We start from the raw sequence: 24,687 nt of genomic DNA, 5'->3' as shown, positions 1-24,687 counted from the left end.
GGCCGGAGACGACTCATAGCAATCTTGGGACAGCGGAACGAATCCCGCTGTATCGGTGCGTTCGCTGGTGTCAGCTTCTTTCATGAATACGCCCGATCTGGAACTTCTGCAGTCAATCTGCTTGCAGATCGGCGATTACTCGACATTGCAGACCGCTGTATCCACGAAAACCCGTCCAGCCCGTGAAGATTGAGAAGTCTCTGTCACCGGCAAGGCGAACCAACTCACCTACGTTATTGATGTTCTCGATAATGTATGTACCCCGCTCCTCCGCCTTCTGGTCGGCGATCTTGTGCTCACCCGGTCGGCGGACGCCCGCGGCGTCCAAGCCGATTAAGCTGACCTTAAGTTCGAGCAGCAGATCGATGAGGCCCCAACTCAATTGAGGATGATCTTTGAAGTAGTCTTTCGTGCCATAGCCCGATTTTTCCAGCGCGCCCGTATAGAAGATGACGAAGTCACCTGATCTGATGTCGCGATGGCGCAACACATCTGGGCTGATCTCGACATCTCGTTGGGCGTACGCTGTTGCATCCGCTACCACCCCACGACGGCGATGGAATTCTGCGGGTATCGGTGTTTGCAAGTAGGTGTCGAGGTGGGTTCCGATGTGTCCGTTGGACATGAAGCTGTTCTGATCGGTCGTGGCCTTACCGATGATCGGGTCATCCATGTCGATAGCCAAGGTAAGATCCAGTAGCATCGCGATGCTCCTCTATTGTGTCTCCACGTCCCACTAGATATGGGGGTAGCGGCGCTGTACCAGTGACTTTTCGTACGTGTCCAATTTAGGGTAAGCATCTCGACAGTTGCGGCGGTATCGATCTTGCGAACCGTTGTGTCGACTGCGGGACATGGGATTGATACGCAACGTGCCCCCAGCCGTCAGAGTCACCGTACGAAATGAAACCACGGATACATGAATCGTCTCAGGCGAGGTCCGGGGTAAACCGAAGGGGACTTGGCTCGTGACGTCGAGTGTGATTGTTGGCCGATCTTGTTTCTGCCGAAGGCCCTAGAGATCACCTAAGACGGCTGGGTCGCAAACTGTCCCGGGGTGAGGCCGGTTGCCGATTTGAATGCGTGGATGAAGGCCGAGGAGTTTTCATAGCCCAGGCTGTGAGCGACCCGGGCCACAGCGTGCCCATCACTGAGCAGCCCAATTGCAGTTTGCAATTGGGCCTGGCGCCGATATTCACGGAAGCTCATTCCTGTTTCGGATTCGAAGATTCTGGACAGTGTCCGTCGGCTAGCACCGACATGATGACCCCACGACTCCAGGGTCCGCCTGTCGCCGTCGGTACTGAACAACGCGTCGGCAACGCGTTGCGCGCGAGGGTCTTGCGGCCGCGGCAGCGTGAGAGAACGTCGAGGGGCCGATTCGATCTGGTCGAGCAGTACATCCGTCAGCCGCGACCCGGGCCCGCTGAGCGCATGATCATCCGACAGCTTGGCTACCTCGTCGACAAGCGCCGCAAGGAACTGCCCCAATGCGATGACCAGGCATGATCCGACACCGCTAAGGCGCTCCGGGCTGATGTTCACCGCTCGAAAATGCACGCTGTCTGAAGCGAGGACTTCGTGTGGGACGGTAGCGGGGATAAGCACGCCCGTCCCTGATGGCACCAGCCACATCGTTGTCACCGAACGAACACGCAACATCCCGCGAGTCACACAAATCAGCTGCAGGCGGTCGCTATGGCGGTGCAGCGGAAGTGTCACGGATGCGAGATGTCTTTCGGCTAAGACGATCACGGGTCGCGCAGGCGCGGGAGCGTCCGCCCGCGCCACATGCGTTCCGGCGGTTCTAGTGTTGGCGGCGAAATTCTCCATCATCGATTCGCGGTTCCTTCGGCATCTGACGCTCCCTGGTATTTTATTGCGTTTTCGCGCCGCCGTCCTAACTACGCGTGGCCGGTCAGGCCCGAATGGCGGGTGCGGCCTTGGCTGGCCGTTGGGGTAACCGCCCAATCCCGGCCTGTCGGCGGGTAAGCTAACGGCCGAGATGACCGATCCTCGACTCGCGGCGATTGCGGACGCCCGTTTTCTCACACGTCGGGTCTTCCGTATCGTGGACGACGAGGCTCGCCGACATGGCGTAGACCCGCTTGAGAATCAGTTGTTGGTGCAACTGTTGGGCGCCGCCGCGAGGACGCGAACGGTCTCTGAACTGGCTACTCGGCTCGACGTGCCGCTAAACTTGGTATCGCGGCTTAGCCGGAATCTCGAGGACCGTGGACTCGTCGAGCGCGCCGAGTCACCCAAAGATGCACGTGTGACGCTCGTGCGAGTAACCACGGTCGGCGCGCGGCTTACTCGCAAGATCAGCAACCGGGCACGAATCCGGTTTGCAAGTCTGCATGACGAGATGTCCGAGGAGCGGCGGCTTGCTGCGTTGCTGATCTGGGCCGGCAATTTCGGTGTCGAACTTTCCGTGACGCCAACACCGGGGCAGTTCTCGTCCGCCTAGCTTCTCGTTGCTCCAACGCGCGATGTTTGCTGGGTCTGAATTCATGTCGCGTCCAAACCCGTGTTCAGCAACGGCACTCCGAGGTTCTCTCGGAGCGTCGCTGCCTCGTAGTCGGTGTGAAACATCCCTCGCTGCTGCAATTCCGGGACCAAGAGATCCCGGATCTGTTCCAGCCCAGACGGAAGCATGTCGATCATTAAATTGAAACCGTCAGCGGCACCCGCCCTGTGCCATTCGTCCATGATGTCCGCGATATCTGCGGGCGAGCCGACGACGCGATGATGGCCTCCGCCGTAGCGAAGCAGCAGCTCTCGAACGGTAAGATCTTCTCGCACAGCAAGATTGACTAGAGTGTTCCTAAAGCCCATCGATCCCTTGAACTGATCGTTGGGTATTAGCCTCTGAACGGGGAATTTCTCGTCAAGCACCAACGCTTCGACTGGCGTACCAGTCCTTTGTGCGAGCCTGACGAGTTCTGGGCCGGTACCGACAGCGTCGTCGAGGAGTTTCCGTCGCGCCTCGGCTTCCTGGCGGGTCTCGCCAACATGACAGAGCATGCCCGGCAACACCTTTACCGTTCGTCCGTACTTCGCTGCGCGACGGAGCATATCGGCGCGGAATTCCACCGCATCTTCAAGCAGATGCTGGGCCGTGAAGACCACATCGGCGTACTTGGCTGCTTGCTCACGACCAGGTTCGGAAGAGCCAGCCTGGAAGATTACCGGCCGTCCCTGCGGGGACCGAGGGAATGGCGCAGGGCCTTTTACGCTGAAATGTTCACCGGCGTGGTCGATGGTGTGTGCGCTTTCCGCACGAGCGAAAACGCCCTTGATCTTGTCGCCGACGAGCGCATCGGGATCCCAGCTGTTCCACAATTTGAATGTCACATCGAGGAACTCTTCGGCCCGAGAGTATCGTTCGGCGTGGCTTGGCAATTCCGCCGCGCCGAATTGTTCGGCCGCGGCGGAGTTAAACGTAGCAACCGAGTTCCAACCCGCACGACCGCCGCTGAGATGATCAAGCGTGCCGAACCACCTAGCGAGCAGATACGGATCGCTGAACGTGGTTGACGCTGTGGCCACGAGTCCGATGTGAGATGTCACGCCAGACATTAGGGCTAGCAGCATGATTGGCTCAAGAGCGCTCACCGGACGATCGGTGCCGCTCTCTGCGATCCCAAGGGCATCGGCATAAAACACTGCATGAAGCTTGGCATCCTCTGCGATGCGCGCCATCTCCAGTGGCAATTGCTGCGATACATAGTCTGAAGCAGGTCCGCTACGAGCGGTCCACGCTCCCATGTGCATTCCAAGTCCGTGCATAAGGGCCGCGCACAAGATTAGCCCATTTTCCGATGTCAACATGCATCCTTCCGTCCGTAACGTCAGCGTGAAAATAGTGTACTCAAGTGCACTATGCAGTCAAGTGCTGTAGATGCCCCTTCGCCAGGGTCTGTCGGACGATCACGCGCATTGCGCCATTAGGGCAGTGTGGGCGTGCATCATTGTCAACGCAGATGCTCCGCGCGTGGCACGGCCAGCGTCGCCGACCCGTGCGAAGCCCGCTGCGACATAATGATGTTCGGCGTGCCCCCAGGCTTTTACTGGGCCATTCGACAGGCTGGGGACGAGCGGCCTGGGGCCGTAAACTGATGCCTATCAAGCGTTATGTGGGCTCTTGGCGGCGGACGCCTGGCGCCCGTCACTAGGCTCCGTACCGGCGAACGAATAGCACTAAAACCGCTGAGCAAGTATTTCGCAAAAGTAAGCACCAGCGCTGCGCTTCCACGGATTCGGCGGTCGGCTTCGATTCCGATGGACCATTCTTTCAGGCGGCAGGCGCTGACGTTCTGTACAGCGGAACATCAGCGTTGTTTGGGCACTGGACGACTGCTTGCATTGCCCAAACCAGCCAGCACCCACGGTCTCGGTAAGCCCTTCGAGCTATCGGGTGAGCCATGAAAATCGAGGTAGCGACGTATGCCAGACGATCCTAGACTTCCTCGACCGCGATGTAAGGATTCCGCGACGCAGACGAGATCACGATGACGGGCGTATCGCTGGCGCGGCTGCAGCGCATCGCGGTTCGTCGGCCGTGGGTGTCCAGCACCCGGTCTGCCCAAAAACTGGCCACACCCCTACGGGAATTCGGCCAGTTCTGGGCGATGTCGCTCGATGCGTTGGTTCTAATGTTCCGGCCGCCGTTCGCCTGGCGAGAATTCATCCTGCAGTCCTGGTTCGTCGCACGGGTATCGCTTGTGCCGACTATCATGCTGGCAATCCCATTCACCGTGTTGTCCGTATTCACTTTGAATATCTTGTTTGTGGAATTTGGTGCCGCAGACTTTTCCGGAACCGCGGTCGCGCTGGGCACCGTTACTCAAATCGGACCGCTGGTAACGGTGCTTGTGGTGGCCGGCGTCGGCGCCACCGCCATGTGTGCGGATCTGGGCGCCCGCGCGATCCGGGAGGAACTGGACGCGCTGCGCGTCCTCGGTATCGATCCTGTTCGATCCCTGGTGGTACCACGAGTGCTCGCCGCAGCCCTTGTCGCAATGATGTTGTCCAGCCTGGTGATCCTGACCGGAATCATTGGCGGCTACATCTTTTCGGTGTTCGTCCAACACGTCACCCCAGGCCCATTTGCGGCAGGTCTGACATTGCTCACTGGGTTACCCGAACTCGTCATCGCCACCATTAAGGCGGTGTTTTTCGGCGTATCGGCGGCGCTAATCGCCTGCTACAAAGGTCTATACGTGGGTGGGGGACCGGCGGGCGTGGGCAACGCGGTCAACGAGACCGTCGTCTATTCGTTCATGGCGTTGTTCGTAATCAACGTGATCATCACGGCCGTCGGCGTCAAGGCGACAATGTGAGTACACCCAGCCGGCTTCACCCGCGTGTCCAACGCTTCACAACAGAGGTCGGGCGCGACTGGACCAGAGTGGGCATACAGACCCAGTTCTACGTCAAGACGCTCGCATCGATCGGCGATGCCGTCGCGAACTACCGCACGGAAACAGCCCGGCTCATCGCTCAGATGAGTCTCGGTAGTGGTGCTCTCGCGCTTATCGGGGGCACGACAGTGATCGTCGGCTTCCTAACGATGTCGGCCGGGGCCCTGATTGCTGTCCAAGGCTACAACTCGCTCGCCGGTATCGGTGTCGAAGCCCTCACCGGCTTCACCTCGGCCTACCTCAACGTCCGGGTGATTGCACCGCTGACGGCGGGGATCGGCTTAGCGGCAACCATCGGCGCTGGCACGACAGCACAGCTGGGTGCAATGCGTATCAGCGAAGAGATCGATGCGTTGGAAGTGATGGGGGTCCGGGCGATTGCGTTTCTCGCCTCAAGCCGCGTCGTTGCCGGCATGATTGTGACCATCCCGCTCTATTGCGTCGCGGTAGTCATGTCGTTTGTAGCTGCCCGCGTGGGAACCACGTTGGCCTACGGTCAATCGGTTGGGGTCTACGACCATTATTTCCGAACCTTCCTAAACCCCACCGACCTTGCCTGGTCCTTTCTCGAGGCGCTCGTCATGTCCATCGTGATCATGTTGGTTCACACTTACTACGGCTATGCCGCCTCAGGCGGCCCGGCCGGCGTCGGAGAGGCCGTAGGCCGGGCTGTACGCACGTCGCTGATTGCGGCGGTTTTGGTAATCGTGTTGGTGTCGCTGTCCGTCTATGGCCAGCCCGGCAACTTTCACTTCTCGGGTTAGCCATGGAAGGCACCTCGGGCGGCGGCCGATTTCACCCGGCCTGGTGGACGGCAATCCTTCTCGCGGCACTCGTTCTTGCCCTCCTGCTTACCGCGGCAATGTTCGCCGGATCGTTTCGCTCCTTCGTCCCCGTGTCGGTCACCGCAGACCGCTCCGGGCTGGTGATGGAATCTGGGGCGAAGGTCAGAATGCGCGGCATTGAGGTGGGCCGGGTCAGCCACGTCAATGTCGACCAGCCAGTGCGTCTGCAGCTGGAGATCTATCCCGATCAGATCAAGTACATTCCTAGCAACGTTCAGGCTCAGATCAGAGCGTCTACTGCATTTGGCTCCAAGTACGTCGATCTGGTCTACCCGAGCGAGCCGACTGCGCGGCGCCTGACCACTGGTGCGGTACTACACGCCGAAAACGTCAGCACCGAAGTTAACACAGTGTTCCAGAATCTTGTCGGTGTACTGAAACAGGTTGACCCGCCCAAACTTAATGCCGTGCTCACCGCCTTAGCTGAGGCCGTCCGTGGGAAGGGCGCAGTAATGGGCGAAGCGACTTCCGATGCCGCCCAGGTGATATCGCAGCTCAATGCTCGAAGTGAGATGATCGGCCAAGATTTTCGGTCCACGAGAGGCTTCGCTGACGCCTACGGTGCGGCCGCCAAAGACCTCGTCGCGATAATGCACGACGCGAGCACCACCAGCACCACCATCAGCAACCAGGCCAAAGCGTTGGATGCGTTGCTACTCAGCGCAATTGGCTTTTCCAACGCCGGCATTAACCTATTAGGGCCCAACCGCTCCAACTTAATAGATTCAATCAATCTATTAAAGCCGACAACAAATCTGTTGATGAAGTACAACCCCGAATTCACATGCTTGCTGGTGGGCGCCAAGTGGTACGGCGACCACGCCGTAGCGACCGGCACCAACGGCTATAGCTCCGTCATCGACGCCGGTCTTGGGACGACCGACGAAATGTACAAGTACCCGGACAATTTGCCGATCATCGGGGCCAAAGGCGGCCCGGACGGAAAACCCGGATGCGGCTCACTGCCCGATGCCAGCAAGGACTACCCGGTGCGTTACCTCGTCACGAATACGGGCTGGGGCACTGGGCTCGACCTGCGGCCGAATGTGGGCATCGGACATCCTTGGTGGCTCAATTTCTTCCCGCTGACGCGCGGAACACCCGAACCGCTCAGCGTGCACGGGTTGCGTCCACCTTCAATCGGCCCCAACACCTATCCGGGAGCACCCCCTTACGGCGCGCCACTGTTCAACCCGGACGGGACACCGATATGGGCACCACCGCCGCCAGGAGTGCCCCCGCCACCGGTACCCGGGATCCCGCTTGCACCGCCTCCGTACGGCCCACCGGCACCCGCCCCTGGGCCGCCCACACCCTGAAACATCAGCCACCTGACCGGAATTGAGGAAGATGAGGAACAAAGTGAGCGGGGCGCTCTTGCGCCTCGGCATCTTCGTCCTGGCCTGTTCACTTGGCACGTTCGCACTGCTTGCAGTGTTCGCTCAACTGCGGTTTCAGAATGACGTCTCCTACAACGCCGAGTTCAGCAACATTGGCGGCCTCAAGAAGGGCAACTTCGTTCGCGTCGCCGGCGTTGAAGTCGGCAAGGTCAAAAACATCACACTCAAGCCCAACGCCACTGTGGTGGTGGAGTTCACCACAGACCGCTCCGTCCAACTCACGTTGGGAACTAGGGCCGCTATCCGTTATCAAGACCTGGTGGGTGGGCGATTCCTGCAACTAGAAGAGGGCGCGGGGCCCGCCACCCGCGTCAATCCGGGCCAAACCATTCCGCTCGCCCGGACTAGCCCGCCCCTGGATCTTGACGCACTCATCGGCGGATTTCGGCCGCTATTCCGGGCGCTTAACCCCGATCAGGTCAATGTACTGTCCGGCCAGCTGATCACCGCGCTTCAGGGGCAAGGCAACACCGTCGGCTCATTCTTGGCCGAGGCGGCCACCCTCACGGGCACCTTGGCAAACCGCGACGAATTGATCGGCCAAGTCATCACCAATCTCAGCACGGTTCTGGGTTCACTGAGCAGTCAGAGTAAACAGCTTGATACGGCGGTCGATTCAGTTTCACAACTGATTAGTGCACTTGCGAGTCGAAAAGTCGACATCACCAACGGGGTGGCCTACGGCAACGCCGCCGCGGCGACGACGGCGGATCTACTGGCGCGCGGCCGTCCGGCGTTGCAAGACACTGTGCACCAAACCGGTCGCACGGCTGAAACGGTGATGGCTGACCAGGACTACTTCGACAATCTGCTCGCCACATTGCCCGATGCCTACAAACTCCTTGGGCGCCAAGGTATCTACGGAGATTTCTACAGCTTCTATTCGTGCGAGATCCTGCTCAAGGTCAACGGCAAGGGCGGACAACCGGTATACGTCCAAGTCTCGCGGCAATCGTCGGGGCGGTGCGCACCCAAATGAAATCCTTCTCTGAGCGAAACCCGATTGTTGTCGGCTCTGCAGGTGTGATCGTCCTTGCTACGGCCACGCTGCTAGCGCTGCAATATCGAAATCTGCCGTTCATTAATGCGGGCAAGCAATACTCGGCCTATTTCACCGAAGTCGGCGGGTTGACCACAGACTCATCAGTGCAGGTATCTGGCTTTGACGTTGGCAAGGTATCGAGCATCGAAATCGACGGTGCACAGGTTCTTGTCAAATTCCGCATCGATGACGATGTTGCGCTCGGGGACCGCACGGAAGCAGCGATCAAAGCCAAAACGGCGCTGGGATCAAAGATTCTGGCGGTCAATCCACGCGGGACGGGTCAGCTTTCCGCGCCCATACCAGCCGACAGAACCACACCGCCTTACCAGCTCCCTGACGCTCTAGGTGATCTTGCGCAGACCATCAGCGGCATTGATACCAGCCAGCTTTCGGACTCCTTTGCAACGCTGGCCCAGACGTTTTCTGACACACCACAAAGTTTGAAGACAGCGATGACTGAGGTAGGTCGAATCTCGGACACTATCGACAAGCGCGACAACGAATTACGCGCGCTACTGGCTAACGCCAACAAGGCTACGGCGGTACTCAGCGATCGTAGCAGCCAGATCGTCGAGCTGATTGGCAACACCAACGCGCTGCTTGCTCAACTACGCACCGAAAGTGCCTCGCTAGAGAACATCTCTCGAAACCTTTCGGCCCTTTCGAAGCAGCTGTCAGGTTTCGTGGCCGACAACCGGGGACAGCTGCACGAGGCCCTCGACAAACTCAGCAGTGTGATCGCCATCGTGCAGAAAAACAAGCAGCAGGTGCAGAAGTCGCTGGTGATGATCAACGCTTATGAGATGTCGCTGGGGGAGGCCGCCTCTGCGGGCCCCTTCTTCAAGGCGTACATCGCCAACCTTCCCCCGGGCCAATTTGCTCAGCCATTCATCGATGCCGCCTTCTCCGACTTAGGGCTGGACCCGAACGTGCTGCTCCCGTCACAACGAACCGATCCCCAGATCGGTCAACGTGGTACGCCCCCGCTGCCGTTGCCCTACCCGCGCACAGGACAGGGCGGCGAGCCGAATTTGAAACTGCCCGACGCCATCACCGGCAACCCGGGCGATCATCCTTGTCCGCTGCCCGGCCCAGGGTGTTACCCCTACCGCGAACCCTTACCTGCTCCGCCGCCGGGCGGGCCGCCGCCCGGACCGCCGGCGAGCGTCCCACCGGCCGCGACACCGACGCCAGTTTATCAGCCTGCGCCCGGCGAGGTACCGCCGAGCACCGCTGGACTCAACGGGTCGGGGCAACCGTGACATCGCGCAAGGTCAAGATGGCGCTGGGCACCGTGCTGGTACTGGTCCTGGTGGGGGGTGCCGTAACTATTGTGCGGTCCGTCAGCCAAATGGGTCGGGCCCATATCGTCGGGTACTTCGATAACAGCAACGGGGTCTTCGCCGGCGACGACGTCCGAATCATGGGAGTAGCGGTCGGCAAGATCGAAAAAATTGAACCACAACCACTTCGGGCAAAAATCAGCTTCTGGATCGACGGTAAGTACCGCGTCCCCGCCGACGCCAAAGCCGTCATTTTGTCCCCGTCACTGGTTACAGCACGTGCGATTCAACTGACACCCGCATATGCCGGCGGGCCGGCACTAGGCGATAACGCAGTCATCCCGCAGTCCCGCACTGCTGTTCCCATCGAGTGGGACGACTTCCGTAAACAATTGGAAAAGCTCGCGACCACCCTGCAGCCCACCCAGCCGGGCGGAGCGAGCACACTCGGTTCCCTCATCAACACCGCGGCAGACAACCTGCGCGGTCAGGGACCGACGGTTCGCCAGACGGTGACAAAACTGGCCGAATCACTGTCGATACTGGGAGACCACAGCACCGACATCTTCGCCTCGACCAAACATGTGGCGGCGTTGGTCTCCGCGCTGCAGTCCAGCACCGACTTAATGCGACAGCTCAACACCAATCTGGCCGCTGTCACAACGCTATTGGCGAACGACCCCAACGAGGTCGGCAAGGCGGTCGCCGACCTCAACACCGCACTGACCGACGTACGGGGCTTCATTGCCGACAACAAAGACGCGATTCCCAATGCATCGCAACAACTTAACGCGTTGTCGCGGACGTTGGTGGAAAGCCTTGACGACATCAAGCAGGCTCTGCACGTAACGCCCAATACGTTCAGCAACTTCAGCAACATCTACAAGCCCGACACCGGCGAAGGCGTCGGCGTGCTTGCCGTCAACAACTTCGCCGACCCGATCTCAATGATCTGTGGCGCGATCGAAGCCACGTCGCAGCTCGACGCCCAGCAATCGGCCAAGCTGTGTGTGCAGTATCTGGCTCCCATCATCAAAAACCGCCAGTACAACTTTCCCCCGATCGGAACCACCTTGTATCCATTCCTGGGAATGGCCGGCCCTCGAGCAAGGCCCAACGAATTGACCTACAGCGAGGACTGGATGAAGCCCGACCACGTTCCCAGCGCTCCGCCGGGGCCGGCGGCCGAGGTGGCGGCAACGCCGCCGCCACCAGGCCCCTCCTCACCACCCGGTAACCCCGCGCCCCTCGAGAGCCCCGCACCGGCAAGTGCACCGACGCCAGCTGCGAACCTGTCATCATCTGTCGGGGAGGTAAGAGTCTCGACCGATCCCAACGCTGGCTTGAGCGGCATGATGGCGCAACCGCCAGCTGGAGGTGGGTCATGACCTTTCAGCACCGCCACATCCCGCTGATCATCGGGCTGGCTGTCGTAGTCGCGCTCACCGTTGGCGGCTGCGGCTGGCATGGCGTGAACTCGTTGAGCCTGCCCGGCACCGCCGGCGGCGGACCGGGATCTTACGAAGTGCAGGCCCAGCTGCCCGATGTGACCAATCTCGAACAGAATTCGAGGGTCCGCGTTGGCGACGTTACCGTCGGCAACGTCATCAAAGTCGAAAGGCAAGGCTGGCACGCACTTATCACCATGCGACTCGGCGGAGACGTGCAGCTGCCGGCCAACGCGACAGCCAAAATCGGTCAGACCAGCCTGCTTGGCTCGTTACACGTCGAACTCGCGCCCCCCACTGGCGTACCCGCACAAGGCAAACTTCACAATGGCTCGCTGATCCCATTGTCGGCGGGAAGTAGCTACCCCACCACCGAGCAAACCCTTGCTGCTGTCTCGATGCTGCTCAACGGCGGCGGGATCAGCCAACTTCAAGACATCACCACAGCATTCAGCACCGCATTCGCCGGTCGCGGTCAAGACCTGCGTGTACTCATCGAGCAACTCGAACAGTTCGTTGGTCACCTCAACCACCAGGTTGACGACATCATCGCGGCGACCGAAAGCCTCAACAGCCTGGTGGGTCAGCTCGCCGACCAGAAACCGGTGCTCGACAAGGCGCTGACCACGATCCCACGCGCGCTGACAGTGCTGAAAGACGAACGCAACCCCCTCGGTGACGCCTTTGACCAGCTGGGCAAGTTCAGCGCATTGGCAGCCGATTCCGTGAATAACACCAAGGAAGCGCTGATCGAGGAATTCAAAGATCTGGGGCCAGTGCTGTCTTCCTTGGCCAATGCTGGGCCGGCATTGACCCGCTCGCTCGGTGTCATAGCCACCTATCCCTATCCCAAAGACACGCTGAAAAATTTCCAGCGCGGCGACTCGGCCAATGGCACGTTCATCTTCGATCTGACGTTGAGCCGCTTGGACTCCAGCATCTTCACCGGAACCCGCTTCGAGGGGGCGCTGACGCGGCTGGAGCTGCAGTGGGGCCGCACGCTTGGCCAGACACCCAGCCCTTACACCGCAGCTAATCCAATCGTCGCGCCTTACCACATGAACCAGGTTCGCTGATGCGGCTCAACAGACAGATCCTCATCCAACTCGGGGTGTTCGTGGCAATCGCGATCGCTGGCGCGGCTGTCATGTTGTTCGGTTATGTCGATTTGCCCAGCCGGTATCTGGGCATTGGCCAGTACCGGGTCACCGTCAATCTCCCTGTGTCAGCAGGCCTTTACGTCAACGGCAACGTCACCTACCGCGGAACCGAAGTGGGCCGCATCGAAAGTCTGCACCTGACCTCCGACGGAGTCGCCGCCGTTCTGGCGCTTGACTCGAACGTAGCCATCCCATCGGATCTGGACGCCCACGTCGACAGCCAGTCTGCGTTGGGCGAGCAATACGTCGCGCTGCTTCCCCGCAACGCGACATCGCCCCCCCTGCGCAACGGAGACGTCATTGCCCGTGATCGAACCTCCGTCCCCGTACCCATCGATACCTTGCTCGACACCACTAACCGCGGGTTGCAGGCAATACCAAGAGACCAACTCAAAACAGTCATTGACGAATCCTTTACCGCTCTCGGCGGACTCGGCCCTGAGCTGTCCCGCATCGTCAACGGATCCACCAAATTGGCTATCGATTCTCATGCCAACCTCGACCCGCTGACACAGCTCATCGACAGATCGCCAGCGGTGCTCAATTCGCAGACTGACACCGCTGATTCGATCTCCGAATGGGCCAGCCGCCTTGCCACGGTCACCAAACAACTACACGACAATGACGGCGCCGTTGCACGAATCATCTCGACAGGCGGACCGGCCGCCGACGAGGCCAGAGCGCTAGTGGAACATCTGCAACCGACCCTGCCGGTACTGCTGGCCAATCTAGTCAGCGTGGACCAGGTCGGTATCACCTTCCAACCCAACATCGAACAGATGCTTGTTCTAGCGCCTCTAGGTGTCGCCGAGGGCCAGGGCGAGGTCGTCCCTAACCTCAACGTGCCCGGCTCCTACAACGCGGCGCACAGTTTGGCCGTTGATCTCAACCTCAACCTGCCGCCGCCATGTACCACGGGATTCCTTCCGGCCCAACAACGTCTATCGGTTTCGGTCGAGGACACCCCGGAACGACCCACCGGACAACTCTATTGCCGGATCCCTCAGGATTCCATGTTCGACGTGCGCGGCGTCCGCAACATCCCCTGCGAAACGAAGCCAGGCAAGCGAGCACCCACCGTCAAGATGTGCGAAAGCGATGAGAACTACGTACCGCTTAACGACGGGTTGAACTGGAAGGGCGACCCCAACGCGACCCTATCCGGCCAGGATATCCCGCAACTGCCTCCCGGCTCCCCGCCAGCAGGCGCGCCGGGCACGCCGGCGCCCACGGTGATCCCCTACGATCCGGCAACTGGCACTTATGTCGGCCCAGACGGAAAGGTCTACACCCAATCCGATTTGGCCCATGGCGCGGCGAAACCTAAAACGTGGCAATCCATGCTGACACCAGGGGGAACGTAATGGCCACATGCACCGTCCGCAGCGCCTGTGCGCGTATCAAAAAAGAGCACAAGGCTTTTGACGATCCGAAGACCGCAGCTCGGCTCGACCTGGTGCCAGTCCGTTCGCCGTCGGCAAAAGCCAAGCTGTCGGGAAGCCCGTTGAGTGCCGAAGCGATCCGTCCAGGGCACGAACCGGTCAGTCCCAGGCCCTGGTGAAGGAGCAGACATGTCCATCGACTTGGAAATAGCCGACGACTCGGCGACCGAGATCCCTGACCCCATCGATGATCAGCCGAAGTCCCGTATCGGTGACGACCATCAGGACGACACGGGAGACGATCACGGCGACGCTACCAGTGCCGCACGGGCCTCTCGTGGCGGCAACTATCTCCACGTCGTGCTGGTCATCTGCTTGGCCGCTTTCATCGCTATCGCAGCGCTGTGTGGGTGGCTCGGATTCCAGCTCTACCAATCTCAGCGCGACCAGCAGCAGGTCGAACGCTTCTTGCAGGCGGGGCGACAGGCGGCGCTGAACCTGACCACGATCAGCTTCACCGAGGTTGACGTGGACGTCCAGCGCGTCCTGGACTCGGCCACCGGTGAGTTCCACGACGACTTCCAGAAGCGCTCCCAGCCATTCATCGACCTAGTGAAGCAGACCCGAACGGAGACCAAGGGCAAGGTCACCGCCGCTGGCCTTGAGTCTCAACACGGAAACCAAGCCCGCGTGCTGGTGGCTGTGTCAGTGGACACATCGACGGGCGGTACCCACGAGGAACAAGTGCGGATGTGGCGCATGCACATCGATCTAATGCAAGTCGGCAACGACGTGTTGGTATCCAACGTTGGATTCGAGCCGTGAGGACCTGGGTCATGTTGATGTCGAAGATACGCAAGCTGACCGGTGACGACCCGACCGCGGTCGGCGATGATCCTGACAGCGAGGCGCCAGCGGGTTCGAACGACGTAGTTGATCGCGCAACGGAAAACACTGGTGCACAGGATGGTTCACCTGAAACACAGATGAGCGCCGTAGCGACGCGAGAGGGCAACGATCACCCGGCCGATGAAGCCCCGGTCGCGAGCCAAGGCAGAAAGTGGGCGCGGATCACCGTCTTTGGCGTCTTGCCCGCGCTCGTGCTACTGGCTGCATTGGGAGCAGGATATTTGAAGTGGCATGTAGGTATCGCCCGCGAAGCCCTGCTAGCACGAACACAATCCGTGCAGGCGGCCACTGACGGCACCATCGCCATGCTGTCGTATCGTGCCGACGCCGTCGAAGCCCAACTCCACGCGGCGCGCGAGCGGCTCACCGGGAAATTCCGCGACTCCTACACCTCACTCACCAACGATGTCGTGATCCCCGGCGCCAAACAGAAAGTAATCTCGGTTCAGGCCAAAGTCCCTGCCGCAGCACCAATGTCGACGACGGCCGATCACGCGATCGTGCTGGTCTTCGTCAACCAGACGACCACGGTCGGAGCCGACGCGCCAACGGACACAGCCTCCAGTGTGCGGGTGACACTCGACAAGGTGGGTGCGCGATGGTTGATCAGTGATTTCACTCCGGTATGACCAGAAAGGGGCCTTGATCTCCATGCGAACCCGCAGAACTCTGCTCGGAGTGTCGACCTCAAGCGGTCTCGTAAGCATCCCACGACTCTTAATTGGGTTGCTGGCCTTGGAAATTACGGGCGCAATGCTCAGTTCGCCGGCCAACGCCGACAACAAACGTTTCAACTTTGGTGTCTTCGCCAACGTCTACACTTTGCAGCACCAGGCAGGCTGCACCTCCAACATCAAGGTCAACCCGAAATTACAGTTGGCTGCGCAATGGCACACCGACGACATGATGAACAACCGCACACTCGACGGCGACGGCGGCTCGGATGGCTCAACTCCGCAAGACCGTGCCAATGCGGCAGGCTATCGCGGAACAGCCAGCGAGACCGTCGCAATAAATCCATCGCTGGCGATGAACAACCTCGAAGTCCTCAACAGGTGGTACTACGATCCAGCTGCGTACGCGATCATGTCCAACTGCGCTAACACCGATATGGGCGTGTGGTCAGCAAACAGCCTCGATCGCACTGTAGTGGTAGCGGTGTATGGTCAGCCCGCGGGAAATTGACCGCCGGTATGGTGCGTCACCGACCGAACCGCGCATGAGGACACCCGTATGTGGCGTGAGGCGAACCAATTTGGTGCTGCGTGCCGCATGGCCCACCCCGGTCACCGCCCGAGGTCGGCCGGCCTGTACGCCGATCCGAGCGGCTGTCCGCCCATGGCCGGCAGACGATTTCGCCGCAAGCCGTGTCACAGGCGCCCACCGGCCACACCTGAAGGACGGGCCGTGTCACATCGAATCAGCCTGCGCGCGTGACGATATTGCGCAGACGCCACTGGTAAACGGAAACCCGGATCGATTGGAGGACTATCGTATGGATCCCAACCCCGACTATGACGCTAGCGACGAAATTCAGTATTTCGTCAACGCTTTCGCCTGGATTCTGCGGGGGGTATACCCCCCGCCTGCTTACTCGCCCAGTGAGCCATAGGGACCGTTTGATCCCGCCGGAACAACCGACGAATCATGGAAGGTGATCGCTGCCATGTCGGATCACATTGTTGTCGACATCCGTGATCGCATCGCCACTTTGATGCTCAACGATCCCGACCGTCGCAACTGCGTCACTGCGGAGATCTCGGCCGCCTTACGAAGCACCATTGCGACGGTGGAGACTGATCCCAGCGTGCACGTGGTGATCATTACCGGGGCAGGAAACGCTTTCTGCGCGGGTGCAGATCTCAGCGCGTTAGGGTCAGCGACCGAAACCGGTCTGCGGGCACTGTATGACGGATTTCTCGCGGTCAGCAATTGCCTTCTACCGACGATCGCGGCGGTCAACGGCGCGGCCGTTGGCGCGGGGCTGAATCTAGCGTTGGCGGCCGATGTGAGGATCGCTGGCCCCGCGGCAATGTTCGATCCCCGGTTTCAAGCACTGGGCATCCATCCAGGCGGCGGTATGAGCTGGATGCTTCACCGGGCGGTGGGGCCGCAACTGGCGCGCGCATCTCTGTTGTTCGGCTTGCGTTTTGACGCCGAGGCCGCCGTTCGCCACGGTCTCGCGCTGAGCGTTTCCGATGACCCGGTCGACGCTGCGCGCCAGTTGGCGCGAGGACCGGCGGGGGCCCCACGCGACGTCGTCATTGCCACCAAGGCGTCAATGCGCGCGACCGCCAGCCCGGGGGTCTTGGACACCGACCAACACCGCATCGCCGTCGACACCGAGCTAATTCCGCAAGCCACATCCATAACCTCACCGGAGTTCGCGGAGCGGCTGGCGGCTGCGCGCCGCCGATGACCGTCTGCTCTAACCCCGGCCAAGCTTTCGACGTCGGCTATATGGTGGTCGCCGGCATCAACGGCAGCCCCGGTGAGCTATCGCAAGCCCCTGCCGAGTGCCACTTTGGTGGCACTTTTGCCGTATGGCAACGCTGGTTGCGTCCGGCGGCCACAAATTCCGTGCGGGTTCCGGACAACGGAACCGGAATATCGCGCGGGCGCATCGATATCGACAGTGTCGACAGATGAAGTTTCGTCTCGCGTTGCTTTGTACCGTACTGGTTGCTGTTCTGACGCTGTGCATCTGGAATGCGGCGAGCAGCAAGGCCGATACAACGGAGTACTTTATGGTTCCCTCGGCGGCGATGGGGCGTGACATCCCGGTCGCATTCAAGTCCGGCGGCCCGCATGCGGTATTCCTGCTCGATGCGTTCAATGCTGCCCCAGATGTCAGTAACTGGGTAACGGCCGGCAACGCGGTGAACAGCCTTGCTGGCAAAGGCATCTCAGTCGCCGCTCCCGCCGGGGGCGCTTACAGTCTGTACACCAACTGGGAGCAGGACCCAAGCAAGCAGTGGGAGACTTTTTTGTCCAGTGAACTGCCCGATTGGTTAGCCGCCAATAAGGGCCTCGCACCCACCGGGCACGGCATCGTCGGCGCCGCCCAGGGAGGAACCGCGGCGATGACATTGGCGGAGTTTTACCCCGACCGGTTCCGTTTTGCGGGCTCGTTGTCTGGCTTCCTGTATCCGTCGGAGACTACCTTGAACGGTGCGATCACGGCGGGCATGCAACAGTTCGGCGGCGCGAATACACAGGCAATGTGGGGTGCAGCGCAGCTGGGTCGATGGAAGTGGCACGACCCCATGGTCCACACACAACTTCTGGTAGACAACAACACTCGGCTGTGGGTCTTCAGTCCTGCAACCCTGACATGTAGCGATCCGCCCGCGATGATCGGGTACTGCGACCAGGCACAGGGAAGCAACAGAACCTTCTACCAGCACTACCGTCTACTCGGCGGTAAAAACGGCCACATCGACTTCCCGGCCGGCGGAAACCACGACTGGTCCACGTGGGGCCCACAGCTTGCTGCGATGTCAGATGACATCAGCGCCACAATCAAATAAATGCGCACCGTGTTACACCTACTGCAATCCGAAACCGCATAGGAAGTAAGTAATGAAGTGTTGCAAATCGCTGGTCGCTCTGATCGTTACCGGCGGTGTCATCGGTGCAACCGCGCTAACCCCAGCTCCACGAGCACACGCAGTTCCGGCGCCCGAGGTGGAATATTTGTACAACGTGATGGTGCGGCGCCACTACGGGTTTCCGAGCAATGCCGACGCGCTTAGCTATGGTCACGGGATCTGCGACAAAGTCAGCCGCGACGACAGCTACGGCCAGCTGATGGGCGATGTTAAAGGTGATGTCACTCCCAGCGACGAGTTCGCGGCTAATTACCTTGTGTCCTATGCGGTTAACCTGCTATGTCCCGATCTGATTTGGCAGCTGCGGAACTCCGCGGCGGGCTACCGACCGCCCGGACAGTGACTGCCGGCGCAGTAGCTGTGCCTAGCCCGAATTTTTCACAGCTGTTGCTTGCGGCGGTGTGTAGATAAGCGAAAGCGCCTGTCCTGCAGAGACAGCGCCGCATCCCAATCGTGATCCGGGGTCGGATGATGGACCTCAGCAGGGTCAGGATAATTCCAATCCCTTAGCTGCATAATTCGCCCGTTCGGTCAGGCACAGCCGTCGTGAAGGCATGTTCGGTGTCTTGGAGCCGAATTAGGTATCTTATCCGGATGACAGGGCACCGTCAGCCGGCTCTGATCGTTAACGACGCCCAGCGGGACTACGACACAACCCGGGTGCTGCCTGAAGTGCTCACGTGCGCGACCGCTGCCCCAACCGCGCGCCGCACCCTGAAACGCCCCACATGAACGCCGAAGGGGACTAACGCGAAGGCCGAATCGTGGCCAGTGAGAGCCGTGTGGGTGGCATTTTCGCTGCAGCATGCGTGTTTCAAACGGCTCCAAGCGAACCCGCTAGGGCCAGGCGTGGCGTGCTATCCGGTGTAGCTTCCGGTGATCTATTGAGGTGCTTATGTGGTAGCGTCTCGGGTAGATCAAAATGGAGGTGCGATATGCCGGTCTTGACTGTCTCTGCGGCGCAGCGGCTCGATGATGAGGCAGCGACGCTCTCGATCCGCGAGATCGCCGCACATCTGCAAGAGGCCGTCGGCCAGCGGGTCGCGGCGGCGATGGCGGGCTTGGCTGACGCGAAGCAAATCGGTCGCTACGCGCGCAAGGGCGGCCCGGAACCTCACGGCGCAACCGAGCGCCGGTTACGTGAGGGCTACAAGGTCGTCAGGATGCTCGTCGATGCCTACGACGACAAGACGGCGCGGGCGTGGCTGTTTGGCACCAACACGCGCTTGGACGATCGCGCGCCGATCGAGGTGCTCGGTGCGGCGATCGACACCGCGGAGTTCGCGATGGTCGTACGGGCCGCACGGCAGGTCGCCAGCTTCCAGTCGTGATCGCGGCGCCCGAGCAGGGGCGAACCCTGTGGCGGGTCGGCTATTACGCTGACCCGCTTGGCTTCACTCCGCTGGAGCTGTACCAGTTCAGTCACCGTTTCGACGACGTCTACCGCCGTTTCCGCACGCTCTATTGCGCTGACTCGGCCGAAACGTGTCTCCGCGAGGTGCTAGCCGACTTCCGGCCCAACCTCGGCGCGCTGCGCCGCCATGTCGAGCGTTACGGACCCGAGGCCGCCCAAGACTTCACTGAGAAGCCGGTCACTGCGCAGTGGCGCATACAACACGTCCTCGTTCCCACCGTCCTGAAGCTCGATGGCCCCTTGATCGATCTCATTGACGTGCCCGCACGCCAGGAGATCGAGCATCGCCACGTCGAGCTGCTGCTCGAGCACGACCTGCAGCACCTCGATCTACACGAGATCACCACCGGTCGCCGCGCCATCACGCAGACGATCGCCGCGGACCTTTTTGACCGAGGCGCCGGCGCCGTCCGGTTCCCGTCCCGCCTGGACGGCAATGCTTGCGTCGCACTCTTCGAGGGCCGCGGCACCGCGAGCTTGGCGGGAGACCCCATCGCGCTCACCGACCCGCCGCCCGAACCGCTCCTCAGCGTCACAACGCCGTGGGGCCTAATACTTGAGCCAGCGCCATGAAACTGCTCTCAGATTGGATGCGCGCGCCCATCGGACCGCACGCAAGAAAGTTGCACTGTATCCAGCGGGTCAGTTGCTGCCGATTTGGGTCATCTCATGGGGCCAATATGGGGCCGGCGAGCCAGACCGACTGATCCAACACGCCCGAATGCCGGTCGTGCGTCCGGTCTGACCAGCTGAAACACATTGGTGTTGGCCGCACCACCGCCTGAAAAGCGGAAGGTCGGCGGTTCGATCCCGCCCCTGGCCACCACGATTGACGCTTAGTTCGTTGGGCATTTCAGCTCGGTTGGTGATGGCGCTATCGATGCTGATCCTCAGTCGCGCGGCCGCTTCATTTTCGGCGTCGCCAGGGGCTCCGCCGCTGCCGGCCCGGGCGCTGATCAGGACCCGGCCGCTACAGTGAGCTGAATGTGATCTCGGCCTCGATGTCAACACGCCACCCTGCGATCGCGGTGCCGGACATCGAGCAGAAAACCGCTCAACAGGAGTGCTCGTGGGCGTCCGGACCGGCACAGTGTTGTCAGCCGACGGGACGGTGGTCTCCCACCGAGTGGTCGGCGAAGGCGATACACCGGTCGTTCTGGTGCATGGTGGAATACAAGCCGCACAGAGCTTTCGGCGGCTGGCAGAGATGCTGAGTTCCCGTTACACGGTTTATATTCCCGACCGGCGCGGTCGCCGGCCCGACGTTCCCGCCGGACAGAATTACGGGCTAGCGCGCGAAGGTGAAGACCTCGAAGCGCTAGTGCGCACAGTCGAGGCTCGCCGTGTTTTCGGCTTGAGTTCGGGCGCAGTCATCGCGCTCTACACGGCCATCGAGTACGGGGGGATCGACAGGCTCGCGCTCTACGAGCCGCCGCTGACCATCGACGGCGCCACGCCCGCGGCCTGGTTGCCAACGTTCGAACATGCTCTGGCCACTTCGGGTCCCGCAGCGGCGGTGGCCGCGGTGTTGGAAGGGACGGGAGACCGGTCGCCGCTGAGCTTGTTGCCGACTTGGGCGCTGACCGGCCTGGCGCGAATAGCTCTTACGATGGACGCGAAAACACATGCTCCGGAGGATATTTCGCTTCGTGACCTCGTCCCTACCATGCGACTCGACGGCATCGTCACGAAAGAGTCAGAGGAGCTGGTAAATCCGCGGATCGCGGAGTTGCGTGCGCAGGTGCTCTTGATCGGAGGGTCCAAAAGCGCCTATCAGCTCCATCTCGGGCTTGATGCGCTTTCCAAGCGTTTGCCCGACGCTAAGCGGGTCGAACTTCACGGTGTCGGGCACATTGCGGCTGATAATCGCGGTGCGCCGAAGAAAGTTGCGAAGCTACTAGCCGACTTCTGGTCGAATTAAGCACCTTTCAAGCACTCAGGCGTATTCCGCCAACGCAGGAGATGAAACCCCGACGCGGGCCATCTGGTGTGAGCGGTGCCCCACCGGACGATGAAAGTGGCGATTTCGTTGGCGGGGATGTCGAAGACGTTGATGAACGCGACCGATCGCGGGCGGCATGGCAGCGGCGAACCCTACTGGTCCATCACCCGAGAGCACGTGCACTTAAGGCTGCGGTGCGTACGTCGTCACATCACAAGAACATGCTTTGGCACGCTACTCACGAGTTTCCGGGTGCCTTGAGGGGGAGCTGCAGATACGACGCGCGCTTCCCGCCGGCATGGATGATGTGTGTTCCGTTATTCTCCGGAATATATTCGCGCAGGCCGGGCATCCACGAGCCAAACAGGTTTTGCGCGCTGATGACGAACCGAAGCTGCTCGCCGGGTCGAAACACCAACCCTATTGGCAATAGGTCTATTTCGACATCGACAACTTGGCCGGGGTTCAGTTTCTGCACCCGATCGAAACTGTGGGCAGGGACTTCGTCGGTCGACATCGTCTCGTCTAGATGCCGCATCGACACGCGCAGCCTACCGCTAGAACCCTTGTACCGCAGTATCGATGCTCCCCGCTCGGTGACGTCATGGATCATCGCGCCATGGTTGGGAACAGTGAATTCCTGAAGGGGCGTACCGTGCTCATTCAGCTTCTGGACAAAGACGAAGAGATCCATGTCGTCGGCACCTTTCGCCTCGACCCATAGGCGCGCCTTGGGATAGCCCACCATCGTGGTCTGCTCGTCGAAGCGGACGATGAAAGAGACCAGAGCTGGGCTGGCTTCCGCGTCGTACGCCGCCGTGGTCTCCTGCGAGGGCGCCGCAGTTTTCAGGGTACGTGAGTTTCCGTCGAGGTAGTACTTCGGGTATTCGACACCGTGCGGGGGAAACTGGTCCGCGGGCAGATTGACTTGATCGCCCCCTTCGAGATCGAGGAGGGCGTAGCGGACTCGCGGGGTCTTTTCCCAGCCGTTGTCCTCGCCCATGAGGAAGTGATCGAAGAACCGGCGCAAGTCTTCTCTGTTTGAATGGTCGTAGTAGTCGGGCCACTCCTGACTGTTGTGGATGCGCAACCACTTGTCTTTCGATCCAATCCGCCGCCAGGCACGGAAAGTGCCGGGTGTGTGCAGCGTGTTGGAGTAGCTGGCCACCACGTAGGCCGGCACGGTAATCCGGTCGAATTGCGCGACCTTGTTGAGCCACAGGTCATTGATAAGCGGGTAGCGCTCCGCTTCGGCGAGGATGTCCTCCTTGCGGCCCTTGCCCCAGTAGCTGTTGTCTTGCAGTTGTCTGGCGAACGCGGTATCGGGCATGCCGCCGCGCATCACGAGATCGCGATAAACGTCGCTCACGCCCTCCCATGGGTTGATCGCCGTCAGATGCGGCGGCTGCTCGGCGGCTGTAAACCATTGCGCCACTGCAAGATAGGAAGTCCCGCTCATGGCGACCTTGCCGGTGCACCATTCTTGGGTGGCCAACCACTCGATCAGATCATGGCAGTCCTCGCCTTCTTGGCGATCCCACAGGACGCTGTCACCTTCGGAGTCAGTGACGCCTCGCGGATCAGGGTTGCAAATTGCATAGCCATGAGCGCACCAATACGCCGGGTCGGGCCCTTCGAACTTGTGCAGACCCGACACGGTGCCGTTATCCAACCCAACTAGGCCGAAAACTCCCATCGCCGCGGGCGCGCTGCCCTCGCCCTTGCCGTAGGGGCTCCACGCCACAATGACCGGCACCGTCTCGGTACCCACCGGGCGCAAAACATCGACGTAGATCGTCACACCGTCACGCATGGTGACCGGGATGTCCTTCTCGAGCACGATGTCGACCGGCAAGGTGCCGAACGCAGGCGCGAGCCGAAAGCCAGCCGGTAACGTCCTCGTGCCGGGATCGAACCCGCTGAGCACTCCGTACCGCTCACCCGGCTCCAAAGGATGGGACGGCACGAACACCTTCTCCGCCTTGGCCATATCCATTCCCCCCGCCCTGAAGCATCCGGCTTCTCAAGCATAAAGCTGTTCGGGCATAAAAATCAACGCGTGTTGATATCCCACCGCGGGCGCGGTAGGTTGTGGGTCGTGACGCTGAATAAGAAGCAGGCGCCGACGGCGCGCCGCGGGCGTCGCCCAGGGATCAGTACGACCCGCCAGGCCATCCTCGATGCGGCGCGGACCCGGTTTGCCAGCGACGGCTTCGCCGCGACGACCATTCGGCAAATCGCGGCCGACGCCGAGGTCGACGCCTCGCTGGTGATGCAGTTCTTCGGGTCGAAAAGCCAACTGTTCGCCGAGGTGATGTCGATCTCGCCGAATGCGTTGGCGCGCTTGAGTACCGCCTTCGAAGGGCCCGACGCACAGCTGGGAGAACAAGTGGTCCGCGCGTTCCTTGACGTCTGGGAGGGGTCGCCGCAGGAATCCGAGCCGCTCATAGCGATGTTGCGCGGTGCCATCGTCAACGAGCAGGCGCGTACACAGTTGCGCGAGTTCATCCAGGCAAGGCTGATCGATGGTGCCCGGTCGCGAGCTATCGACGACGCGGTGCTTCGGGCAGGACTTGCATCGTCAATGCTGGTCGGACTCATCATGGGACGGCGCATCGTCGGTGTTCCGGTACTTGCCGGCACCGCCCGCGAAAAGCTCGTCGCGCTCGCCGCGCCCGCGATTCAGAGCGTGCTGACGTCGGAATCGATTCTCGACGCACCGACGGGGGTCGGGAGTGATTGACCGGGACCGCTTGCCCTCTGTCGCCAGCACCTACGCAGAGTCACGCCTGCCATTGATCACCGGCGACGCTGCGCACGAG

The 24,687-nt window shown here is 60.9% G+C and carries 23 protein-coding genes and 1 pseudogene; 20 read left to right on the top strand and 4 right to left on the bottom strand.

The genetic code is table 11. The features are described from left to right. Positions 1-112: 112 nt before the first annotated feature. On the bottom strand, positions 113-673 hold the full coding sequence (locus QGN30_RS24330; RefSeq protein ID WP_248923459.1) for a cyclase family protein: 561 nt from the start codon (positions 671-673) through the stop codon (positions 113-115). A 353-nt stretch (positions 674-1,026) separates the two neighbouring features. Next, positions 1,027-1,836, bottom strand: a complete 810-nt coding sequence (locus QGN30_RS24325; protein ID WP_248923460.1) for an AraC family transcriptional regulator — start codon at positions 1,834-1,836, stop codon at positions 1,027-1,029. Between the two features lie 169 nt (positions 1,837-2,005). Between QGN30_RS24325 and QGN30_RS24320 the strand changes: the two genes are divergently transcribed. Then, the gene (locus QGN30_RS24320) at positions 2,006-2,470 is read left to right on the top strand and encodes a MarR family winged helix-turn-helix transcriptional regulator (RefSeq protein WP_248923461.1); all 465 of its coding nucleotides are present in this window, start codon (positions 2,006-2,008) and stop codon (positions 2,468-2,470) included. Positions 2,471-2,511: 41 nt separating this feature from the next. Here the strand turns inward: QGN30_RS24320 and QGN30_RS24315 are convergent, their stop codons facing one another. Beyond that, positions 2,512-3,771, bottom strand: a complete 1,260-nt coding sequence (locus tag QGN30_RS24315) for an NtaA/DmoA family FMN-dependent monooxygenase (RefSeq protein ID WP_248923462.1) — start codon at positions 3,769-3,771, stop codon at positions 2,512-2,514. Positions 3,772-4,634: 863 nt separating this feature from the next. Between QGN30_RS24315 and QGN30_RS24310 the strand changes: the two genes are divergently transcribed. From QGN30_RS24310 to QGN30_RS24225, 18 genes and pseudogenes are all read left to right on the top strand, one after another. After that, positions 4,635-5,345, top strand: a complete 711-nt coding sequence (locus QGN30_RS24310) for an MlaE family ABC transporter permease (protein WP_248923649.1) — start codon at positions 4,635-4,637, stop codon at positions 5,343-5,345. Continuing rightward, positions 5,342-6,190, top strand: a complete 849-nt coding sequence (locus QGN30_RS24305) for an ABC transporter permease (RefSeq protein WP_248923463.1) — start codon at positions 5,342-5,344, stop codon at positions 6,188-6,190. The genes QGN30_RS24310 and QGN30_RS24305 overlap by 4 nt, the downstream gene beginning before the upstream one ends. A gap of 2 nt (positions 6,191-6,192) precedes the next feature. Beyond that, the gene (locus QGN30_RS24300) at positions 6,193-7,590 is read left to right on the top strand and encodes an MCE family protein (protein ID WP_248923464.1); all 1,398 of its coding nucleotides are present in this window, start codon (positions 6,193-6,195) and stop codon (positions 7,588-7,590) included. Between the two features lie 31 nt (positions 7,591-7,621). Then, on the top strand, positions 7,622-8,650 hold the full coding sequence (locus QGN30_RS24295; protein ID WP_248923465.1) for an MCE family protein: 1,029 nt from the start codon (positions 7,622-7,624) through the stop codon (positions 8,648-8,650). Continuing rightward, on the top strand, positions 8,647-9,978 hold the full coding sequence (locus QGN30_RS24290) for an MCE family protein (RefSeq protein WP_248923650.1): 1,332 nt from the start codon (positions 8,647-8,649) through the stop codon (positions 9,976-9,978). The genes QGN30_RS24295 and QGN30_RS24290 overlap by 4 nt, the downstream gene beginning before the upstream one ends. Then, positions 9,975-11,387: an MCE family protein gene (locus QGN30_RS24285; RefSeq protein ID WP_248923466.1), complete on the top strand. Its 1,413-nt coding sequence runs from the start codon at positions 9,975-9,977 to the stop codon at positions 11,385-11,387. The genes QGN30_RS24290 and QGN30_RS24285 overlap by 4 nt, the downstream gene beginning before the upstream one ends. After that, a complete protein-coding gene (locus QGN30_RS24280) occupies positions 11,384-12,523 on the top strand; it encodes a virulence factor Mce family protein (protein ID WP_283106448.1) in 1,140 nt (379 codons plus the stop codon). Before QGN30_RS24285 ends, QGN30_RS24280 begins: the two co-directional genes overlap by 4 nt. Beyond that, entirely contained in the window at positions 12,523-13,971 is a 1,449-nt protein-coding gene (locus QGN30_RS24275) for an MCE family protein (protein ID WP_248923467.1), read from the top strand. The genes QGN30_RS24280 and QGN30_RS24275 overlap by 1 nt, the downstream gene beginning before the upstream one ends. 207 nt (positions 13,972-14,178) lie before the next feature. Then, complete coding sequence (locus QGN30_RS24270; protein WP_248923468.1) at positions 14,179-14,814, top strand: hypothetical protein; 636 nt, start codon at positions 14,179-14,181, stop codon at positions 14,812-14,814. A gap of 11 nt (positions 14,815-14,825) precedes the next feature. Next, entirely contained in the window at positions 14,826-15,527 is a 702-nt protein-coding gene (locus tag QGN30_RS24265) for a hypothetical protein (RefSeq protein WP_248923469.1), read from the top strand. Between the two features lie 124 nt (positions 15,528-15,651). Continuing rightward, entirely contained in the window at positions 15,652-16,083 is a 432-nt protein-coding gene (locus QGN30_RS24260) for a CAP domain-containing protein (protein WP_248923652.1), read from the top strand. A gap of 298 nt (positions 16,084-16,381) precedes the next feature. After that, positions 16,382-16,510 (top strand): annotated as a pseudogene (locus tag QGN30_RS24255) (CAP domain-containing protein); the annotation flags it as partial. A 54-nt stretch (positions 16,511-16,564) separates the two neighbouring features. Continuing rightward, positions 16,565-17,317, top strand: a complete 753-nt coding sequence (locus tag QGN30_RS24250; RefSeq protein ID WP_248923470.1) for an enoyl-CoA hydratase — start codon at positions 16,565-16,567, stop codon at positions 17,315-17,317. A 226-nt stretch (positions 17,318-17,543) separates the two neighbouring features. Continuing rightward, positions 17,544-18,428, top strand: a complete 885-nt coding sequence (locus tag QGN30_RS24245) for an alpha/beta hydrolase-fold protein (RefSeq protein WP_248923471.1) — start codon at positions 17,544-17,546, stop codon at positions 18,426-18,428. A gap of 52 nt (positions 18,429-18,480) precedes the next feature. After that, positions 18,481-18,852 (top strand): DUF732 domain-containing protein, encoded by a 372-nt coding sequence (locus QGN30_RS24240; RefSeq protein WP_416366870.1) that lies wholly within the window; start codon positions 18,481-18,483, stop codon positions 18,850-18,852. 592 nt (positions 18,853-19,444) lie between these two features. Next, a complete protein-coding gene (locus tag QGN30_RS24235; protein ID WP_248923472.1) occupies positions 19,445-19,840 on the top strand; it encodes an XRE family transcriptional regulator in 396 nt (131 codons plus the stop codon). Continuing rightward, positions 19,837-20,496 carry an RES family NAD+ phosphorylase gene (locus tag QGN30_RS24230; RefSeq protein WP_248923473.1) on the top strand — a complete coding sequence of 220 codons (660 nt, stop codon included), beginning with the start codon at positions 19,837-19,839 and terminating at the stop codon, positions 20,494-20,496. Before QGN30_RS24235 ends, QGN30_RS24230 begins: the two co-directional genes overlap by 4 nt. Positions 20,497-20,992: 496 nt before the next feature. Then, on the top strand, positions 20,993-21,844 hold the full coding sequence (locus QGN30_RS24225; RefSeq protein WP_248923474.1) for an alpha/beta fold hydrolase: 852 nt from the start codon (positions 20,993-20,995) through the stop codon (positions 21,842-21,844). Between the two features lie 259 nt (positions 21,845-22,103). Here QGN30_RS24225 and QGN30_RS24220 read toward each other — a convergent pair whose 3' ends face one another. After that, positions 22,104-23,855: a CocE/NonD family hydrolase gene (locus tag QGN30_RS24220; RefSeq protein WP_248923475.1), complete on the bottom strand. Its 1,752-nt coding sequence runs from the start codon at positions 23,853-23,855 to the stop codon at positions 22,104-22,106. 108 nt (positions 23,856-23,963) lie between these two features. On the opposite strand from QGN30_RS24220, the gene QGN30_RS24215 reads away from it, so the two are divergent. Next, on the top strand, positions 23,964-24,608 hold the full coding sequence (locus QGN30_RS24215) for a TetR/AcrR family transcriptional regulator (RefSeq protein WP_248923476.1): 645 nt from the start codon (positions 23,964-23,966) through the stop codon (positions 24,606-24,608). Positions 24,609-24,687 lie beyond the last annotated feature (79 nt).

This window comes from Mycobacterium sp. 3-98 (assembly GCF_035918355.1).
GTDB lineage: Bacteria > Actinomycetota > Actinomycetes > Mycobacteriales > Mycobacteriaceae > Mycobacterium > Mycobacterium intracellulare.
The sequence above is the reverse complement of the archived record's forward strand: the minus strand, read 5'-3'. Positions and strand labels throughout refer to the sequence as shown.

Bases quoted from the DNA above. Each gene is read 5' to 3' on its own strand.
- QGN30_RS24330 (WP_248923459.1), bottom strand. From the start codon at position 673: ATGGATGACCCGATCATCGGTAAGGCCACGACCGATCAGAACAGCTTC.
- QGN30_RS24325 (WP_248923460.1), bottom strand. From the start codon at position 1,836: ATGATGGAGAATTTCGCCGCCAACACTAGAACCGCCGGAACGCATGTG.
- QGN30_RS24320 (WP_248923461.1), top strand. From the start codon at position 2,006: ATGACCGATCCTCGACTCGCGGCGATTGCGGACGCCCGTTTTCTCACA.
- QGN30_RS24315 (WP_248923462.1), bottom strand. From the start codon at position 3,771: ATGGGAGCGTGGACCGCTCGTAGCGGACCTGCTTCAGACTATGTATCG.
- QGN30_RS24310 (WP_248923649.1), top strand. From the start codon at position 4,635: ATGTCGCTCGATGCGTTGGTTCTAATGTTCCGGCCGCCGTTCGCCTGG.
- QGN30_RS24300 (WP_248923464.1), top strand. From the start codon at position 6,193: ATGGAAGGCACCTCGGGCGGCGGCCGATTTCACCCGGCCTGGTGGACG.
- QGN30_RS24295 (WP_248923465.1), top strand. From the start codon at position 7,622: ATGAGGAACAAAGTGAGCGGGGCGCTCTTGCGCCTCGGCATCTTCGTC.
- QGN30_RS24290 (WP_248923650.1), top strand. From the start codon at position 8,647: ATGAAATCCTTCTCTGAGCGAAACCCGATTGTTGTCGGCTCTGCAGGT.
- QGN30_RS24280 (WP_283106448.1), top strand. From the start codon at position 11,384: ATGACCTTTCAGCACCGCCACATCCCGCTGATCATCGGGCTGGCTGTC.
- QGN30_RS24275 (WP_248923467.1), top strand. From the start codon at position 12,523: ATGCGGCTCAACAGACAGATCCTCATCCAACTCGGGGTGTTCGTGGCA.
- QGN30_RS24270 (WP_248923468.1), top strand. From the start codon at position 14,179: ATGTCCATCGACTTGGAAATAGCCGACGACTCGGCGACCGAGATCCCT.
- QGN30_RS24265 (WP_248923469.1), top strand. From the start codon at position 14,826: ATGTTGATGTCGAAGATACGCAAGCTGACCGGTGACGACCCGACCGCG.
- QGN30_RS24260 (WP_248923652.1), top strand. From the start codon at position 15,652: ATGCTCAGTTCGCCGGCCAACGCCGACAACAAACGTTTCAACTTTGGT.
- QGN30_RS24250 (WP_248923470.1), top strand. From the start codon at position 16,565: ATGTCGGATCACATTGTTGTCGACATCCGTGATCGCATCGCCACTTTG.
- QGN30_RS24245 (WP_248923471.1), top strand. From the start codon at position 17,544: ATGAAGTTTCGTCTCGCGTTGCTTTGTACCGTACTGGTTGCTGTTCTG.
- QGN30_RS24240 (WP_416366870.1), top strand. From the start codon at position 18,481: ATGAAGTGTTGCAAATCGCTGGTCGCTCTGATCGTTACCGGCGGTGTC.
- QGN30_RS24235 (WP_248923472.1), top strand. From the start codon at position 19,445: ATGCCGGTCTTGACTGTCTCTGCGGCGCAGCGGCTCGATGATGAGGCA.
- QGN30_RS24220 (WP_248923475.1), bottom strand. From the start codon at position 23,855: ATGGCCAAGGCGGAGAAGGTGTTCGTGCCGTCCCATCCTTTGGAGCCG.